General features: G+C 70.9%; 14 protein-coding genes and 1 tRNA gene. 11 read left to right on the top strand and 4 right to left on the bottom strand.

Annotated elements, in window-relative coordinates:
• Positions 1-149: 149 nt before the first annotated feature.
• Positions 150-4,673, top strand: a complete 4,524-nt coding sequence (locus tag ACPPVX_RS16595) for a BTAD domain-containing putative transcriptional regulator (RefSeq protein ID WP_426571685.1) — start codon at positions 150-152, stop codon at positions 4,671-4,673.
• 176 nt (positions 4,674-4,849) lie between these two features.
• Here ACPPVX_RS16595 and ACPPVX_RS16590 read toward each other — a convergent pair.
• Positions 4,850-4,926, bottom strand: a tRNA-Pro gene (locus tag ACPPVX_RS16590).
• 70 nt (positions 4,927-4,996) lie between these two features.
• Here ACPPVX_RS16590 and ACPPVX_RS16585 point away from each other — a divergent pair.
• From ACPPVX_RS16585 to ACPPVX_RS16575, 3 genes are read left to right on the top strand one after another with little or no spacing between them, the layout of a single operon-like run.
• Entirely contained in the window at positions 4,997-5,686 is a 690-nt protein-coding gene (locus ACPPVX_RS16585) for a VOC family protein (RefSeq protein ID WP_426571684.1), read from the top strand.
• Positions 5,687-5,698: 12 nt separating this feature from the next.
• Positions 5,699-6,301: a hypothetical protein gene (locus ACPPVX_RS16580; RefSeq protein ID WP_426571683.1), complete on the top strand. Its 603-nt coding sequence runs from the start codon at positions 5,699-5,701 to the stop codon at positions 6,299-6,301.
• 11 nt (positions 6,302-6,312) lie between these two features.
• The gene (locus ACPPVX_RS16575; RefSeq protein ID WP_426571682.1) at positions 6,313-7,098 is read left to right on the top strand and encodes an enoyl-CoA hydratase; all 786 of its coding nucleotides are present in this window, start codon (positions 6,313-6,315) and stop codon (positions 7,096-7,098) included.
• Positions 7,099-7,120: 22 nt separating this feature from the next.
• On the opposite strand, the gene ACPPVX_RS16570 is transcribed toward ACPPVX_RS16575, so the two are convergent.
• Genes ACPPVX_RS16570 through ACPPVX_RS16560 form a run of 3 tightly spaced genes read right to left on the bottom strand, consistent with a single transcriptional unit; the run spans position 7,121 to position 9,581 of the window.
• Positions 7,121-7,711, bottom strand: coding sequence for a hypothetical protein (locus ACPPVX_RS16570; RefSeq protein WP_426571681.1), 591 nt, complete (start codon positions 7,709-7,711; stop codon positions 7,121-7,123).
• Positions 7,712-7,765: 54 nt separating this feature from the next.
• On the bottom strand, positions 7,766-8,908 hold the full coding sequence (locus ACPPVX_RS16565) for a ferritin-like domain-containing protein (RefSeq protein WP_426571680.1): 1,143 nt from the start codon (positions 8,906-8,908) through the stop codon (positions 7,766-7,768).
• Positions 8,898-9,581 (bottom strand): TetR/AcrR family transcriptional regulator, encoded by a 684-nt coding sequence (locus tag ACPPVX_RS16560; RefSeq protein WP_426571679.1) that lies wholly within the window; start codon positions 9,579-9,581, stop codon positions 8,898-8,900. Before ACPPVX_RS16560 ends, ACPPVX_RS16565 begins: the two co-directional genes overlap by 11 nt.
• Positions 9,582-9,760: 179 nt before the next feature.
• Here ACPPVX_RS16560 and ACPPVX_RS16555 point away from each other — a divergent pair, with 179 nt between their 5' ends.
• From ACPPVX_RS16555 to ACPPVX_RS16525, 7 genes are all read left to right on the top strand, one after another.
• Positions 9,761-10,888, top strand: a complete 1,128-nt coding sequence (locus ACPPVX_RS16555; RefSeq protein ID WP_426571678.1) for a BMP family lipoprotein — start codon at positions 9,761-9,763, stop codon at positions 10,886-10,888.
• 73 nt (positions 10,889-10,961) lie between these two features.
• The gene (locus ACPPVX_RS16550) at positions 10,962-12,542 is read left to right on the top strand and encodes an ABC transporter ATP-binding protein (RefSeq protein ID WP_426571677.1); all 1,581 of its coding nucleotides are present in this window, start codon (positions 10,962-10,964) and stop codon (positions 12,540-12,542) included.
• Positions 12,539-13,696 (top strand): ABC transporter permease, encoded by a 1,158-nt coding sequence (locus tag ACPPVX_RS16545; protein WP_426571676.1) that lies wholly within the window; start codon positions 12,539-12,541, stop codon positions 13,694-13,696. The genes ACPPVX_RS16550 and ACPPVX_RS16545 overlap by 4 nt, the downstream gene beginning before the upstream one ends.
• Positions 13,693-14,955 (top strand): ABC transporter permease, encoded by a 1,263-nt coding sequence (locus tag ACPPVX_RS16540; protein ID WP_426571675.1) that lies wholly within the window; start codon positions 13,693-13,695, stop codon positions 14,953-14,955. Before ACPPVX_RS16545 ends, ACPPVX_RS16540 begins: the two co-directional genes overlap by 4 nt.
• Before the next feature lie 15 nt (positions 14,956-14,970).
• The gene (locus tag ACPPVX_RS16535) at positions 14,971-15,375 is read left to right on the top strand and encodes a cytidine deaminase (RefSeq protein ID WP_426571674.1); all 405 of its coding nucleotides are present in this window, start codon (positions 14,971-14,973) and stop codon (positions 15,373-15,375) included.
• Entirely contained in the window at positions 15,372-16,148 is a 777-nt protein-coding gene (locus ACPPVX_RS16530; protein ID WP_426571673.1) for a nucleoside phosphorylase, read from the top strand. Before ACPPVX_RS16535 ends, ACPPVX_RS16530 begins: the two co-directional genes overlap by 4 nt.
• A gap of 157 nt (positions 16,149-16,305) precedes the next feature.
• Positions 16,306-17,412: a glycosyltransferase gene (locus tag ACPPVX_RS16525; RefSeq protein ID WP_426571672.1), complete on the top strand. Its 1,107-nt coding sequence runs from the start codon at positions 16,306-16,308 to the stop codon at positions 17,410-17,412.
• The last annotated feature ends 2 nt before the right edge of the window (positions 17,413-17,414 follow it).

Genomic DNA, 17,414 nt, shown 5'->3' with positions numbered 1-17,414 from the left:
CCGGTCCACAACCGGTCGCTCGGCGGTCGCCCGGTCCGCTGCCGGCGGTCCGAGGTCGAACACGAGGCCGGTTGCCCCCGCGGCCAGCTCACGAACCACCAGGCACGACGAAGACCAGGGCGAGACCGCGGCCGGTCAGAGTGCGTCTCATGGGTGCATCGTCCACGTCATGGGCCGATCGGCTCGCTCACCCCGGTGGTGTCGCCTCGAGCATCGATCCGGCCGGTCTCGTGGCAGTCCGTGATCGGTCACACCCTGCTCACCGCGGCCTGTCGCTAATGTCCCCGTTGATGGAGTTCCGGATCCTCGGGCCCCTCGAGGTAGCTGAGGCGGGCCAGTCCATCCGACTGGGGAGCCGGCGGGAGCGGGCGGTGCTGACCGCCCTCGTGCTGGCCGGCGGCGACGTCGTCAGCGCCGACCGCCTGATCGACGCGCTCTGGGGGGACCACCCCCCGCGCTCTGCGGCCAAGACCCTGCAGAACAACGTGCTCAAGCTGCGCAAGGCGCTCGGTCCCGGGGTGATCGACACCTGCAGCCCCGGCTATCGCCTCGCCGGCCAGCCGAGCTTGATCGACTCGTGGCAGTTCGACCGGGTGGTCCGATCCGCGCTCGACGCACGTGCCGCCGGCCAGCCCGGTGACGCGGCCACGAGGTTCAGGGAGGCACTCGGTCTGTGGCGGGGCGCGCCCCTCGAAGAGCTCCAAGGGTGGGCGCCCGCCGATGCCGAAGCCGCCCGCCTCTCCGAGCTGCGACGAGTCGCGGCCGAGGAGCTCGTCGACGCCGAGATCGCCTGCGGCCGTGCGGCGTCGGCGGTGGCCGAGCTCGAGTCGATGGTGGCCGAGGAGCCGCTCCGAGAGCGACGTTGGGCGATGCTCATGCTGGCCCTCTACCGGTGCGGACGTCAGGCCGATGCCCTGCGGACCTATCAGCGGGCCCGCACCCTGCTCGGCGACGAGCTCGGCATCGAGCCCGGGCCCGAGCTCCGCGCGCTCGAAGGCGCCATCGCTGCCCAGGACGGGTCCCTCGACCTGCTCCCCGACGCCGTGGTCGCTGGAGACGACGAGGGCGACCCGTCGGCGACGTCGCCCTACAAGGGCCTGATGCCGTTCGAAGCCGAGGATCGCGCGCTCTTCTTCGGACGCACGGCGGTGGTCGCCGATCTCCTCGGCCGCGTCGGCCGGGATCGCTTCGTCGTCGTGGTCGGGGCTTCCGGGAGCGGCAAGTCATCCGTGATCCGGGCAGGGCTCCTGGCGTCGTTGCGGGATGGCGGACTGCCTGGCAGCGAGGCATGGCCGACCATGGTGATGACGCCCGGCTCGCACCCGCTCATGGAGCTGGCCTCCGGCCTGGCCCTGGCGCTGAAGCGTCCCGTGTCGGAGGTGGCCGACCAGCTGCAGGTCGACCCCTGTGGGCTGGCGTCGCTGGCCCGCGATCGGGTGCCCTCGGGCGCACAGCTCGCCATCGTCGTCGACCAGCTCGAGGAGCTGTTCACCCAGACCCGCGATGCGGCCGAGCGTCAGTGGTTCGTCGCGTTGCTCGTGGGTGCGCTCAACGACGTCGGTGGTCGCGTGACGGTGGCCCTCGCCATCCGTGCCGACTTCTACGGTCAGTGCGCGACCCATCCCGAGCTCGCCGCCCTGCTCGACCGCAGCTCGACGCTGCTCTGCCCGATGGCGCCAGATGAGCTGAGGGAGGCCGTCACCGGGCCAGCGGTCACGGCCGGGCTCGAGGTGGAGCCGGGGCTCGTCGAGCTCGTCGTCCACGACATCGGCGAGGAACCGAGCGCGCTGCCGTTGCTGTCGCACGCGCTGCTGGAGACGTGGAAGCGCCGCCGACGTCGTGCCCTCACCGTGGCGGGATATCGCGAGGCCGGGGGCGCTAGCGGTGCGATCGCGCTGACGGCCGAATCCCTGTACCGACGATTCGATCCTCGGGAGCAGGCTCGTGCCCGCCAGCTGTTCCTCCGCCTCACCGAGCTCGGCGACGGGACCGAGGACACGAGCAGGCGGGTCAGCCGAGACGAGCTCGTCGCGCACGGAGACGGCACGCCACCCGACGCCGTGCTGCAGCAGCTCGCCGCGGCGCGGCTCGTCACGATCGACGCGGACACCGTGCAGGTGGCGCACGAGGCGATCATCCGCGAATGGCCGCGGCTGCAAGGTTGGCTCGACGACGACCGGGAGGGACGGCGGGTCCATCGCCACCTCACCCACGCGGCGAGCGACTGGGAGGCCCTCGGTCACGAGCCCGGTGAGCTCTATCGAGGACCGCGCCTCGCAGCCGCTTCGGAGTGGTTGGCACAGGCAGGGAACCGCGATGACCTCAACGCGCTCGAGGCGGCCTTCTTGCAGGCCAGTTCTGCACGCGAAGGCGCGGAGCAGGCGGCACGGGAGGAGCAGGCCAGCGCTCGCGAGCGCTCGAACCATCGGTTGCGGGCACTCCTCGTCGCGGTCGGAGTTGCGCTCGTGCTCGCCCTCGCCACCGGCGCGACGGCGGTCGTCCAGCGGAACCGGGCCAACGACGAGGCGACGTCGGCGCGGGCGGCCTCGCTCGACGCCACGGTGGGTCGATTGGTCGCCCAGTCCAAGACGCTGCAGAGCGAGAACCGCTACCTCGGGGCGCTCCTCGCCGTCGAGGCGAACCACTTCCGGGACGATCCCCAGACCCGCGGTGCGCTCCTCAGCGCCTTGCTCGACGACCCGCAACGCGTGCTGACGATCCCCACGCCGACCTCGGATGCGGTCGCACCGCTGTCCGACGGCAGCGCGCTGGTGCTGACGCAGGGTCGCGTCGAGCGCTGGGACCTCGCAGCAGACAAGCGGCTCGGGACCTTTCCCGGTCCGTTCGCCACCGCACTGACCGTCGCGCCCTCCGGCACCGTCGCCGTTGGCCGGGCGGACGGGTCGATGGTCCTGGTCGATCCCTCCGGCAAGGCCCGCGACGTCGAGATCCACGCCGCTGCCGACATGGGGCCCGGACCGGGCCGGACCATCGGTCGGGTGGAGACCGGTGGGTTCGGTCTGGGTCCGGGCGACCTCGCGTTCAGTCCCGATGGACGGTTCCTGGCCGCCGCGTTCGGCATCGTGGGTGACCCCGCTCCTGTGAAGGGGGAGGACTCGGTGCGGGTCTGGGACACGGCCACGGGCGAAGAGCTGCCCGCGAGGTACGGGGGAAACTCCGGGCCGGTCACCGCGGTGGCCTTCAGCCGAGATGGCCGGGTGCTCATCACCGGGGGCGACGACGCGGCGATCGTCCTGCACGACGCGTCGACCGGAGCGATGCTGGGCGCGCCGCGCGGCATGGGCGGGCTCGTGATGTCGGTCAGCTCCGACCCTTCCCGGAACCGCATCGCGGTGGGCGCGCTCTCGCAAGGGGAGGCCGTGCTCGACCTCGACACCCACGAGATCACGAGCTTGGGCTCGGCGAGCGAGGCCGACGGGGCCTGGAGTGCCGACGGTGCCCGCCTCGTCGTGGGTGGCGACGGTGTCGTGCAGGTCTACGACGCCAAGACGTTCCACCGGATCGGCGCCCCGATCGTCGCGCAGACGGGGTTGGCCTCCCCTCGCTTCGATTCCCGGGGACGCATCCTGGTCGGCGGACGCAGCGGGCCGGCGACCCTGTGGGACCTCGAGGGTCAGTCGGTGCTCGTGCGCCCGCTTCCGGGCGCCCCGACCTACGTGTTCCCCATGGCCGGGGGCAGGTTCATCGCGGCACCCGACCGCAAGGACTCGGTCACCTTGTACGACGCCCGCACGCTGCGCCCCCTGCTTCCGGTGCTGAGCCCAGGTCCGGGACCGAGCCTCCACTTCCCCTTCCCGACGGCCTTCGCCGCGAGCTACTACGACGGCGACCAGATCGCGGTCATCAACCGGGCCGGCACGATGCAGCGCTACGACGTGGCGTCACGACGACCGATCGGCGCGCCGTTCCAGCTCGGCTTTCCCGCGGTGTACGCGGTCTACTCCCGCGACATGCGCACCATCGCCGTGGGTGGCTACCAGGGCGAGATCGCGCTGGTCGACCTCGGAAGCCACCGCGTGCGCCGGCTGGAGAGCCACCTGACCACCTACGTGGATGGGCTCGCCTTCACGCCCCTGGGGGATCTCGTCGCCTCCGCGGTCGGCCAAGCGGTCGTGTTCCGCCACCTCGAGCGCAGATCACCCGTCGTGGACGACCTCAGCCGGTTCACCCACCTCGCCCACTTCACCCAGGCCAGCTCGGGCCCCGCCGGGATGGACATCTCACCTGACGGCCGCACGATGGCCATCGGCAGCGGCGGCTCGGTGGCGTTCGTCGACCTCGCCACCGAGGCGCTGATCGGTGCGCCTGTTCACGTCGATGCGAACCCCATCAGTTGGATCGCGTTCAGCCGGGACGGCAAGACGATCGTCACCTCGGACCCGAGCAACACGGCCCGCCTCCTCGACGTGGCGACCCGTCAGGTCGTCGGGCCGATCCTCGATCTGGGCCCCGTGACCGGGCCCGTCTTCAGCAGCGACAGCAAGACCCTCGGCACGTCCACCCCGAGGGGCGGCGCGCTGCTCTCCGTCGATCCCGTCGTCTGGCGTCGAGAGGCCTGTCGTCTGGCCGGCCGCAACCTGACCGACGAGGAGTGGGCCAGGTACCTCCCGGACGAGGGTCCCCGACAGAGGACCTGCCCGCAGTACCACTGACCACGACGCGGTGGCGCGCTCCGCGGCCGACCGTCCCCGGACCCTCCATCCTTCAACACCCACCAAGACACGACAGAAGGGCCGCCGGAACCATCCGGCGGCCCGCTCTCGCGACCTCCCCCGCGTGTTCCGGCGGGTTCTGTCGGCACTGCTGGGAGGGTTGTGTCGTCAACCCGTGGTCTGGCCGGTGAGATTTGAACTCACGGCCCCCGCGTCCCAAACGCGGTGCGCTACCAAACTGCGCCACGGCCAGTCGCGCTCACGGTACCGGGCGCGCCCGTCGCACCCGAACTCGGTACCGGCCGCCGGTAGGGTCCGGGGCCATGGGCGCAGGAGCGGGAGCCGCAGGTCCGGGCCCACGGCTCGTGGCTCTGCAGATCGCCGATGACCCGTCGTCGTGGGCCGCCGCGGGCTTCACGGTCATCGACGGCTCGGTGGTGGTGGGAAGCGTCCGCCTGGAGCTGACCGGTCGGCCGGCCGACGGATCGCGTCGCGGCATCACCGGCTGGACCGTCTCGGGCCTGGCCGTCACCGACGGGCACCTCGATGGGTTGCCCACGAGTTGTCGCTCCGACGTGGCCGCCTCCGACGACCCGACACCCGGACCGCACCCGAACGGGGTGACCGGGCTCGACCACGTCGTGGTCGCCACCCCCGACCTCGACCGCACGATCGACGCGCTGGCCGGCGCCGGCCTGGAGCTGCGCCGCATCCGCGACACCACCAGCCACGGGGCCGCGATGCGCCAGGCGTTCTTCCGCCTCGGCCCCACCATCCTCGAGGTGGTCAGCGGCGACACCGGCTCGGGCCGACCCGCCGCCGACGCTCCGGCCACGTGGTTCGGGCTGGCCGTCGACGTCGACGATCTCGACGAGACCGCGGCGTTCCTGGGCGACGGGCTGGGCTCCGTGAAGGTCGCCGTGCAGGAGGGACGGCGCATCGCCACCTTGCGCCACAAGCACTTCGGCCTGTCGGTCGCCGTCGCGGCCATGGACCACCACGGTGGCCGGTAGGGTCCGGCGCGCATGCTCGATCACGTGTTCACCGATGCCATCGGCGCCCTCCGCGACACCGTCGAGGGGGCCATGCTCGAACGCCAGGCGTTCGAGGAGCGCTTCCAGGCCGACGTGCTGCTGGGCGACCTCACCTGGGAGACGTCGTACGCGCTGCCCGGCGAGGGCTCGCCGCCGCGCACCCGGGCCGACCTCACGCTCGACTGGCCCACGTGGTCCCAGACCGCCTACCGGTCCTGGTACATCGGCGACGCCATCGAGGAGCCCCCGCGCATCGAGATCGAGATCGTCCTGCGCATCCAGCGCCTGGCCGAGCAGCCCGACCCCAAGCGGGTGCTCGAGGTGCTGCCCGCCGAGTCGAGCCTGATCGGCTCCGAGCGGCTCATCCGCTCCGGGCCCACCGTCGAGATCATCCACGGCGACGACCTCGACGAGGTCGAGTGGGCCATCGAGGTGTCCTACGAAGGCACCTACGAGCTCGAAGAAGACGTGCTGGAGGACGGGTCGAAGCTCGACCAGCACTTCAGCTCGATGGGCGGCTGGATCGCCTCCACCCTCGTTCGGCTGGGCGACCTCACGTTCGAGTTCTGCCCACCCGACGATCCCTCCGACTGAAGGAGCCCACGATGACCGACCTCGTGCTCACCGAGGTGGCCGACCAGATCGCCACCATCACGCTCAACCGCCCCGACGCTCGCAACGCGCTCTCGGGCGCGCTGCTGAAGGAGCTCGTCACATCGGTCAAGGCCGCCCAGGCCGACGACGCCGTCAGCGTGATCATCCTCACCGGCGCCGACCCGGCGTTCTGCGCCGGCCTCGACCTCAAGGAGCTGGGTGCCGGCGCCAGCACGCTCACCAGCACCCGACCCCGCGACGACACGCCCGTCGAGCGCCGCGGCCCGCTGCCTCCCGGCCCCAAGCCCGTGATCGGCGCCATCAACGGCGCCGCCATCACCGGCGGCTTCGAGCTGGCCCTGGCGTGCGACTTCCTGGTGGCCTCCGACCGGGCCCGGTTCGCCGACACCCACGCCCGCGTCGGCATCCAGCCGTGGTGGGGCCTCACGGTCCTGCTCCCCCAGGCCATCGGCCTGCGCCGGGCCCGCGAGATGAGCGCCACCGGCAACTTCTGCGACGCCCAGAAGGCGCTCGAGTGGGGCCTCGTCAACCACGTCGTCCCCCACGACCACCTGCTGCCGTTCACCCGGGGCCTCGCCGCCGACATCGTGTCGAGCGACCAGCGCGCCGTCCGCCAGATCTACGACACCTACGCCCGCGGGTCGCGGGTGACGGTGGGCGATGCGTGGATGGTCGAGAACGATGTGGCCGCCGCCTGGCAGGGCCAGGGGCTCGACCCCGACGAGATCGAGCGCCGGCGCCAGGGCATCACCGACCGGGGCCGCGGCCAGCTCTGAGCGACGCCATCCGACGGGCGGATCAACCGCCCGACGACACCGAGGTGGTGGTGGTGGTGGCCTTGATCTGATCGCCGCACACGTTGCCGGTCTGGAAGTCCTCGACCAGGTACCGGCTGATGGGCTGCCCCGCGGCCACGTACCCGGTGCGCAGATCCGAGGTGGTGTAGCGCACACCGGCCACGCCCTTCACCGAACGGACCACGGCGAGGCGCAGCACCGCGCCGGGCGGCGGTGCCGTGTAGGGGGTGTCGACCTTGAAGCCCTGCGGCGTGGCCCCGATGGCGAAGCTGGCCATGGGGATGCCGGGGCCCGACACCTCCCAGTACGGCTTGCTCTTCTCGTCCCACAGCGCCACCCGGACCACCGGCGCGGCAGCGCAGTCGGGGATGTGGACCACCTGGAAGCCGCCGACCTTCTCGATGCCGACCGGGTCCTGCCAGGGGTCCTCGCCCTGCTTGTCCTTGCCGACCACGGGCACGACATCGGAGATGCTGTTCCACAGCACGATCGCCGCCAGCGCCATCACCGTGAGCACCACGCAGAAGACCAGGATCGACGGCCCACTGCGCTGCCACCACCGGAGGCGGGGTCGACGTCGGGGCGCGGTCATGCGCCCACGATCCCACATCCGCCGCCCGTGTCGGGACCGGCCCCTCGCACGGGGTCAGCCCGCTGCGGCATCCAGGCGGTCGGCGGAGACGGCGTCGAGGTCGAGGTCGAGGTACTCCTCGCTCGTGTCGGCCCAATCCTCGAACTGCGAGACGCCGAGCGTGTCGAAGCGCGCGCGGAGCCACCCGTCGTTGGCGTCGAGCAGGCCCAGCTTCTTGCAGTTGGGCACGATCTTGGAGAACAGCAGCTGCTGGAACGGATCCTGGTTGCGGTCGCCGACGCGCAGCCGCGGGATGATCACCTTGGGATCGACGCCCATCCGCTCCCACACCTCCTGCTGGAGCAGGCGGTCGCGCATGCGGACGGCGGCCTCGAAGGCGAACTCCTGGCGCTCGAGCATCTCGGCGTCGGTCAGCCCTTCGTAGAACTCCTTCAGCGACAGCACGCCGAAGGCCACGTGGCGGGCCTCGTCGCTCATGACGTAGCGCAGGAGCTGCTTGAGGAGCGGGTCCTGGGTGACCTGCATGGCCATCCCGAACGACGCCAGCGCCAGCCCCTCGACCATCACCTGCATGCCGAGGTACGTCATGTCCCAGCGGGCGTCGTTGATGATGTCGTCGAGCAGCAGGCCGAGGTGGGCGTTGATCGGGTAGTGGCCGTTGAGCTTGGTGTCGAGGTACTTGGCGAAGACCTCGACGTGGCGGGCCTCGTCCATCACCTGCGTGGCCGCGTAGTACTTGGCGTCGATCCACGGGACCGTCTCGACGATCTTGGCGGTGCACAGCAGCGCACCCTGCTCGCCGTGCATGAACTGGCTGAGGCTCCACTTCTGGACCTCCATGCCGAACTCGGTCCAGGTGTCGTCGTCCCACGACGCCACCGGCGTGCCGGACAGGTCCACCCCCTTGTGGGCGAACGCCTCGGCTCGGGGGCCGTTCATCGCCCGCGCCAGCTCCTCGGGATCGGACTCGATCGACCAGTCGAGGTCGGTCTCGCCGTTCCACTGGGCGTGCTTGGCCTTCTCGTAGAGCTTGTTCAGCTGCGGGCGGGCGCCCTTCTCGTAGTCCCACGTGAAGATGGCATCGGCGTTGTCGGCGACCACGTGGACGGCGTCGTCGACGTCGGCGCGGGTCACGGACAAGATGGCGTCGAGGTCGTCGACCCCCGACCGTCCCAGGATCTCCTCGTCAGTCGGCATCTCGATCTCCTTGGGGGGTCGGCTCGGTGAGGGCGCTGCTCAGGAAGGCGGCCGGGTCGCCGGTGGCGGCGAGCAGCCGGCCGATGAGGGCCTCCCACGCGTCGGTGTCGGGCATCGGCGGGTCGAGCACCTCGAGGAGGAGGAAGCCCAGGCCCACCGCGTGGCAGAAGGTGACCAGCGAGTCGGTGTCGACGTCGTGGTCGATGCCGCCCGTGGCCTTCGCCCCTTCGACGATCTCCGCCAGGCGGTCGCGGCGGTCGTTCATCCGGGCCTTCAAGAAGGCGAGGACGGTGGGCTCGTGGCGGGCGGCGACGAACGACTCGAGCAGCACCCCGGGGGCGTACAGCTCGCGGTCGGTCGGGGTCTGGTTGCGCTCGACGAGGTGGCTGCCCGCGATGCGCAGGATGTCCTCCATGCGGCCCTCGAACCGGTGGTCGGAGAAGAGGGAGTCGAACTCGCCGGCGGTGGCCGCCTCGATGGCCGAGGCCAGCAGCTCGTCCTTGCCGCGGAACCGCGAGTAGATGGCGCCGGTGGTCACCCCGGCGCGGCGGGCGATCTCGGCGACGCCGGCGCCCGCGTAGCCCTTCTCCGCGAACACCTGGGTGGCGGCCGCGAGCAGGCGCGTCCCCAGCGGATCGTCGTCGGGACCGGGCTCCATCGACTGCGCAGACACCCCTGCACGATAACGGTCGTTATTGGGATGTGTCCAGGGTCTCTCGATCCGGCTCCGGTTCGGTCAGCGATCGTTCCGGTCCGCTCGCAGAAGCCGGCGCACGCCCCGGGAACGCGTTGTAGGTTCACGTTCCACCCGACGCAACCAGGCGACCGGGGTCCGGACACAGGGAGAAACTCGTGAAGCATCGATCAGGCAGGCAACTGCTGATTCTGCTCTTCGCAGCCTTCGCACTCATCCTCGCCAGCTGCGCCAGCAGCGATTCCGGCGGTGGCTCCGATGGTGGCAGCAAGACCTCGGGCGGAGAGTCTGCGGCCACCTGCCAGGGCAAGACGGGTGAGAAGCAGGAGGCCTCAGACCTCGGGGGCACCAACGATCCCGACGGCAAGGGCAAGAAGGTCGGCATGGTGTTCGACATCGGCGGCAAGGACGACCACTCGTTCAACGAGTCCGCCTACAACGGCATCACCGCCGCCGCCACCAACATGGGCATCACCCCCACCACGCTGGAGCCCGACGCCACCGGCAGCAACCGTGAGGCGCTCCTCCGCCAGCTCGCCGAGGCCGGCAACGGCCTGATCATCGGCGTCGGCTTCAACTTCGCCGACGGCATCACCGCCGTGGCCAAGGACTACCCGGACATCAAGTTCGCCATCGTCGACAGCGTCGTCGATGCCCCGAACGTCACGTCCATCACGTTCGCCGAGGAGCAGGGCTCGTACCTGGTCGGCGCCATCGCCGCCCAGTCCACGAAGACCAACGACATCGGCTTCGTGGGCGGCGTCGAGACCGACCTGATCAAGAAGTTCCAGGCCGGCTACGAGGCGGGTGTCAAGGAGGTCAACCCCGACGCCAAGGTCGAGGTCAAGTACATCACCCCTGATGGTGACTTCTCCGGCTTCAACGATCCGGCCAAGGGCCAGACCATCGCTGCGGGCCTCTACGACGCCGGCGCCGACGTGGTGTTCCACGCGGCCGGCGGTTCCGGCTCCGGTGTGTTCAAGGCCGCCCAGAGCGCGGATCGCCTGGCGATCGGCGTCGACTCCGACCAGTACTTCCAGGTCGATGCCGGCCAGCAGAAGTGCATGCTCTCGTCGATGATCAAGCGCGTCGACGTCGGCGTCTACGACACCATCTCCACCTACGTCAGCGGCACCGACAAGGGCGGCGTGCAGGTGTTCGACCTGAAGAACGGCGGCATCGACTACTCGGTCGCCGGCGGCCAGGTGAAGGACAAGGCCCAGATCGATGATCTGAAGCAGCAGATCATCGACGGCAAGATCAAGGTCCCCACGACCCCCAGCTGATCCACGCCGTGAACCCGATCAAGACCCGGGACCGGTCCGCCGGTCCCGGGTCTTGGCGTTCTGGAGGCTGCCGATGACCGTTCCCACGCAAGATCCCCCCGCTCCAGCACCCGACGAGTCGGCCGCGCCCGCCGTCGAGCTCGCGGGCATCGTCAAGCGCTTCCCCGGCGTGGTGGCCAACCGCGACGTGAACCTCCGCGTCACCGCGGGCACCATCCACGCCATCGTCGGTGAGAACGGCGCCGGCAAGAGCACGCTCATGAAGATCCTCTACGGGATGCAGGCCCCCGACGAGGGCACCATCTCGAGGAACGGCGAGGTCGTCCACTTCCGCAACCCCAACGACGCGATCGATGCGGGCATCGGGATGGTGCACCAGCACTTCATGCTCGCCGACAACCTCACCGTCATCGAGAACATCGTGCTGGGCTACGAGCCGCGCCGATCGTTCCCCCTCAACTTCCTCGTCGACCACGGCGCCGCCCGCACCCAGATCCGCGAGCTGGGCCAGCGCTACGGCATCTCCGTCGACCCCGACGCCCTGGTCGAGACGCTCGGGGTCGGCCAGCGCCAGCGGGTGGAGATCCTCAAGGTGCTGTACCGAGGCGCCACCACCCTGATCCTCGACGAGCCCACCGCCGTCCTCGTGCCGCAGGAGGTCGACGAGCTGTTCGCCAACCTCCGAGAGCTCAAGCGCGAGGGCATCACGATCCTGTTCATCTCGCACAAGCTCGACGAGGTGCTCGCCGCCGCCGACGACATCACCGTCATCCGCGCCGGCACCACCGTCGCCACCCGCAAGCCGGCCGACGTCACCGCCAAGCAGCTCGCCGAGCTGATGGTCGGCAGCGAGCTGCCCACCCCCGAGACCCGCGAGTCCACCGTCACCGACCAGGTGGAGCTCGAGGTGCGCGGCCTCACGATCGAACGGCCCAACGGGCGGCCGATCCTCGACGACGTGTCGTTCGCCATCCGGCGCGGCGAGATCGTCGGGGTGGCCGGCATCGAGGGCAATGGCCAGACCGAGCTGATCGCCGCGATCTTGGGGATGGATGCCACCACCTCCGGAGCGGTGGTCCTCGGCGACACCGACATCACCACCTGGTCCACCCGCGAGCGACGAGACGCCGGCATCGGGTACGTCCCCGAGGACCGCCACCGCCACGCCCTGCTGCTCGACGCCCCCCTGTGGGAGAACGAGATCCTCGGCCACCAGACCCGGGCCCCCAACGTCAAGGGGCCGTGGATCGACCGCGAGGGGGCCCGCCGCCGCACCACCGAGATCGTCGAGCGGTTCGACGTGCGCACCCCCAACATCGAGGTCAGCGCCGAAGCCCTCTCCGGCGGCAACCAGCAGAAGCTGATCATCGGCCGGGAGCTGATGGCAGAGCCCGTGGTCATGATCGCCGCCCACCCCACCCGCGGGGTCGACGTCGGCGCCCAGGCCTCGATCTGGGACCAGCTCAAGGACGCCCGCAAGGCGGGGCTGGCCATGCTGCTCGTCTCGGCCGACCTCGAGGAGCTCATCGGCCTGTCCGACACGCTGCTCGTCATCTTCGAAGGGCGCATCGTGGCCACGCTCGACCCGGCCACGGCCACCCCCACCGCCCTCGGCGAGTACATGACCGGCTCAGCCACGGGAGGCGCCGGATGATCCGCCGCATCACGCTCGCCCTCATCGCCCCCGCCCTGGCCCTCGCCGTGGCCATCGCGGTCTCGTCGTTGATGCTCGTCATCACCGGCAACAGCGCGCGAGAGGTCTTCCACGTGATCTTCACCGAAGGCTTCAGCCGGGCGGTGATGGTCGAGACCGTCAACCGGGCGGCGCCGTACTACATCTCCGGCGTCGCGGTCGCCATCGGGTTCAAGATGAACCTGTTCAACATCGGCGTCGAGGGCCAGTACAAGCTGGCAGCACTGTTCGCCGCCGCGGCCGGCGCCGCCGTCACCCTGCCGGGACCGTTGCACCTCGTGTTCATCATGGTGGTGGCGATGGCGGTCGGCGCCGCCTGGGCCGCCATCCCGGGCCTGCTGCGTGCCTACCGCGGCGTCAGCGAGGTCATCTCCTCGATCATGCTGAACGCCACCGCTCTCGGCGTGGGCGCCTTCTTCCTGACCCGGTGGTTGCGACAGCCGGCGTCGGAGAGCCCGGTCCTCGGCACCAAGCCGCTCCCGCTGTCGGCCCGGATGCCCACGCTCAACGACGCCCTCCGCGTCATCGGGATCAACGTCCCCGACGCCATCCGGGTGCAGTCCTACGTGTTCGTCGCCCTCGCCGTGGGCATCGCCTACTACCTGCTGATCTGGCGCAGCCGCTACGGGTTCGACCTGCGCGCCACCGGCTCCAACCCCGAGGCGGCCACGGCCAGCGGCGTCAACGCCAAGCGCATGATCATCACGGCGATGCTCCTGTCGGGCGCCGTCGCCGGCCTCATCGGCCTCAACAACGTCCTCGGTCCGGCCGGCCGCTACAGCGACGTGTCGGTGGTGGGCGGCCTCGGCTTCACCGGCATCGCCATCGCGCTGCTGGGCCGCAACAACCCGATCGGCATCGCGTTCGCGGCGCTGCTCTGGGCCTTCATGGACGCGGTGCAGACCCCCCTGTCCACCGCCCAGCTGCCCAAGCAGATCACCTCGATCATGCAGGGCATCACGGTGCTGTCGGTGGTCATCGCCTACGAGGTCGTCCGCCGGGTCGCCGCCCGCCAAGAGCTCTCCGGGCTCAAACGGGAGGTCACCGCCGGTGGCGCCCAACCGACACCCGGCGCCCCGAGCGGGCCCTCCGGGCCGGAGGTGGCGCCGGCATGACCTCGCTCATGAACCCTCCCGAAGCGATCAAGGACCTCCCCCCGCGCCAGCGCTTCGCCGACATCCCCCGCTGGGCCAAGGGCGTCCTGTACATCTGCCTGGGCGTGGGCGTCCTGTCGCTCACCCGGGTCCTGACCGGTGCCGGCCAGCTGACGGCCGAGAACACCATGCGATCGGCGCTCTACCTGGCGCTGCCCATCGCCCTCGCCGGGCTCGGTGGCCTCTGGTCCGAGCGGGCCGGCGTCGTCAACATCGGCCTCGAGGGGATGATGGTCCTCGGCACCTGGTTCGGGGCGTACGGCGGCATCGCCTACGGACCGTGGCAGGGCATCGCGCTGGGCATCGTCGGCGGGGCGGTCGGCGGGCTGCTCCACGCGCTCGCCACCGTCGTGTTCGGCGTCGACCACATCATCTCCGGCGTGGCCATCAACCTGCTCGCCGTGGGGTTCTGCCAGTTCCTCACGTCGGTCAGCTGGAACGGGGTGTCCACCCGTGAGTCCCCCACCATCCCCAGCAACGTCGGCAACGTCGACCTGCTCCCGTTCCTCAACAGTCCGCTGAGGACGTTGAGCGGGCAGCACCGCTTCTTCCTGTCCGACCTGTCGAGCATGGTGCTGTCGATCACCACCCACGTGTCGCTGCTCACGATCCTGGCGCTGCTGCTGTTCCCGCTCACCTACCTGATCCTGTGGCGGACGCCGTTCGGGCTCCGGCTCCGCAGCGTGGGCGAAGACCCCGACGCCGCCGACTCGCTCGGCGTCAACGTGTACCGGATGAAGTTCGTGGCGGTCACCATCTCCGGGGCCCTGTCGGGCCTCGCCGGCGTGGTGCTCGTCTACCTCTTCAGCGGGAAGTTCCAGGACGGGCAGACAGGTGGCCGCGGCTTCATCGGCCTCGCCGCGATGATCTTCGGCAACTGGCGACCGGGCGGGCTCCTCGTCGGCGCCGGGCTGTTCGGCTTCATGGACTCGATGCAATCGCAGGTCACCGCGACCAGCCACGCCCTGCTCATCGGCGCCGCCCTGGCGTTCGTGATCACCGGGCTGGCCTGCGCGTGGCGCCGCCTGTGGGTGTCGACCGCCGTGTTCGCCCTGCTCGCCGCAGGGTGCGCGTACTGGTACCAGACCACCGACGAGCTTCCGAGCGAGATCATCCCGTACTTCCCGCACGTCACCACCCTGCTCGTGCTGGTGTTCGCCAGCCAACGGCTGCGACCTCCCGCCGCCGACGGCAAGGTCTGGCGCAGGGGCGGGCGATGAGCGCGGCGGCCTCGCGTGGCTGACGTCCCCTGGGACGACCTGCGCACCGCCGCGCGCGCCATGCTCGACCACGCCTATGCCCCGTACTCGCGGGTGCGGGTCGGGGCCGCGGCGCTCGTCGACGATGGCCGGGTGGTCACCGGGTGCAACGTCGAGAACGCGTCGTACGGGCTGTCGCTGTGCGCCGAGTGCGGGGTGGCCCAGGCCCTGACCGCGTCGGGCGGCGGGCGGCTCGTGGCGCTGGTCGTCGTGGGCACCGACGGCAGCTACCTGGCGCCGTGCGGACGGTGCCGCCAGATCCTGTTCGAGTTCGGCGGCCGCGAGCTCCTGGTGGAGACGGCCGGCGGGGTGGTCACCCTGGAGGAGCTCCTCCCCGGAGCGTTCGGCCCCCACGACCTCCCCGAAGGGCGGAGACCATGAGCGACGACCAGAAGTACCACCTCGGCTTCGGGCGCTCCGACCTGCCCGAAGGCACCACCACCGTGCTCCTCTGCGGCGACCCCGACCGGTCGGAGCTGGTCGCCACGCAGCACCTGGCCAACAGCCGCGTGCTGGCGCGCAACCGTGGGCTCGACGCGTTCGCCGCCGAGCTCCCCAGCGGCCGACCGGTCGTGTGCGCCACCAGCGGCATGGGCGCACCGTCGGCCAGCATCGTCGTCAACGAGCTGGTCCAGACGGGCATCACCTCCGTCATCCGGATCGGGACCAGCGGCTCGATCCAGGAGCACGTCGGGGTGGGCGACATCGTGATCGCTGCCGCCGCCCTCACCAACCAGGGGGCCGCCGACGACATCGCCCCACCGCAGTACCCCGCGTCCGCTGACCCCTTCCTCACCGTGGCCCTCGCCGTCGCCGCCGGCCGCCTCGGCATCACCCACCACGTGGGCACGATCGCCAGCACCGACACGTTCTTCGAGGGCCAGGAGCGGTCGGAGTCGTCGGCCAACCGGGACCTCCTGCGCCGCCACCGCGGCATGACCGACGAGTACCGCGCCCTCGGCGTCCTCAGCTTCGAGATGGAGGCCGGCACCATCTTCAAGATGGGCGGCGTCTACGGCTTCTCGGCCGGCTGCGTCTGCGCCATCGTCGCCGCCCGCACGGCCGGCGAGGACGTCCACGTCAACGCCAAGGACGAGGCCGTCGCCCGGGCCATCGAGGTGGCCATCACCGCCGCCGACACCTGGCAGCGCTGACGAGCCTTCCGGCACCTCGACACGGGTCGACGGCCCGATCCGACCGCGCCGCTACGCTCGGCCCCGCTTCAGGGTGCGGCGCCCCCGCCGCTCCAGACGCGATGGGCATCCCGAGGCCGCGAGCGACGGCCACCTCCACTGACGCCGCGAGGTCGACTTGCAACGCCGCTCCGCTCGGAACGTTCCCCACATCCAGCTCATCGCCGACGGCTCCGGCGAGGCCCTCTCCCACCTGTTCTCCGGGTTCGGGCTGCTCCACCAGCAGGGCCGGGCCGACGTGGCGATGACGCGGGCGGCGGTGTACCGGCCCGATGCCAACGGCTCCACCAGCCTGCGGGCCGTGGTGGACGGCGACCTGCGGCTGGCGTTCGACCTCATCGACGGGCCGCAGCTCCGCCCCGACGACCTCGACTGGGCCACCACCTACTTCAAGCGCAGCTACCGCAGCTCCGAGCACGGCGACGACGCCCGCGTCCTGCCCCTCGGGCTCAACTACCCGGCCTACACCCCTGGCGACTGGCGGGGCACCCGGGCGTGGTGGTCCCTCCGCAGCGCCCGGCCCAAGACGGCCAAGGACGCGATGGTCCAGATCGTGCGGCTCAACCGTCCGCTGTCGAAGGTGCTGTCCCCCAACGGCGGCTGCCTGCACGCCGACGTCGAGACGCTGGAGCAGGAGCCGCGGGCGTCCGAGGATCCGCGGATCGTGATGATGACCAGGGTGTGGGACCACACGCGGATCCAGGGCGAGAAGGCCGACCAGTGGCGGGAGATGAACGACGACCGGGCCCGATGCGTCCGCGCCGTTCGAGAGCACTTCGGATCGGCCGCCACGTGCGGCATCGCCCCCAGCGACTACGCCCAGCGGTTCTACCCGGACTGCGTCATCGACGAGGCGGTCGCGGCCAAGCCGAACTACCTCCGGCTCATGCGCGCCGCCGACATCGGCGTGGCCACGGCGGGCCTCCGCGGCTCGAACGGCTGGCGGCTGGGCGAGTACCTCGCGGCCTCCAAGTGCATCGTCACCGAGCCGCTCCAGTCGGAGGTGCCGGGCGGCTTCGCCGAGGGGACCAACCACCTCACCTTCGAGGACCCCGATCAGTGCGTCGAGCAGTGCACGCTGCTCATGGAGGATCTCGACCGCCGCCGGGCGATGATGGAGGCCAACCAGCGGTACTACCGCTCGTTCGTCCGCCCCGACGGCGAGGTGGCCCACGCGCTCGAGCGGGCGGGCGTGCCGCTCGCCCCCGGCCCCGAGAGGACCTGAGC

Source organism: Aquihabitans sp. McL0605 (assembly GCF_049993875.1).
GTDB lineage: Bacteria > Actinomycetota > Acidimicrobiia > Acidimicrobiales > Iamiaceae > Aquihabitans.
The sequence above is the reverse complement of the archived record's forward strand: the minus strand, read 5'-3'. Positions and strand labels throughout refer to the sequence as shown.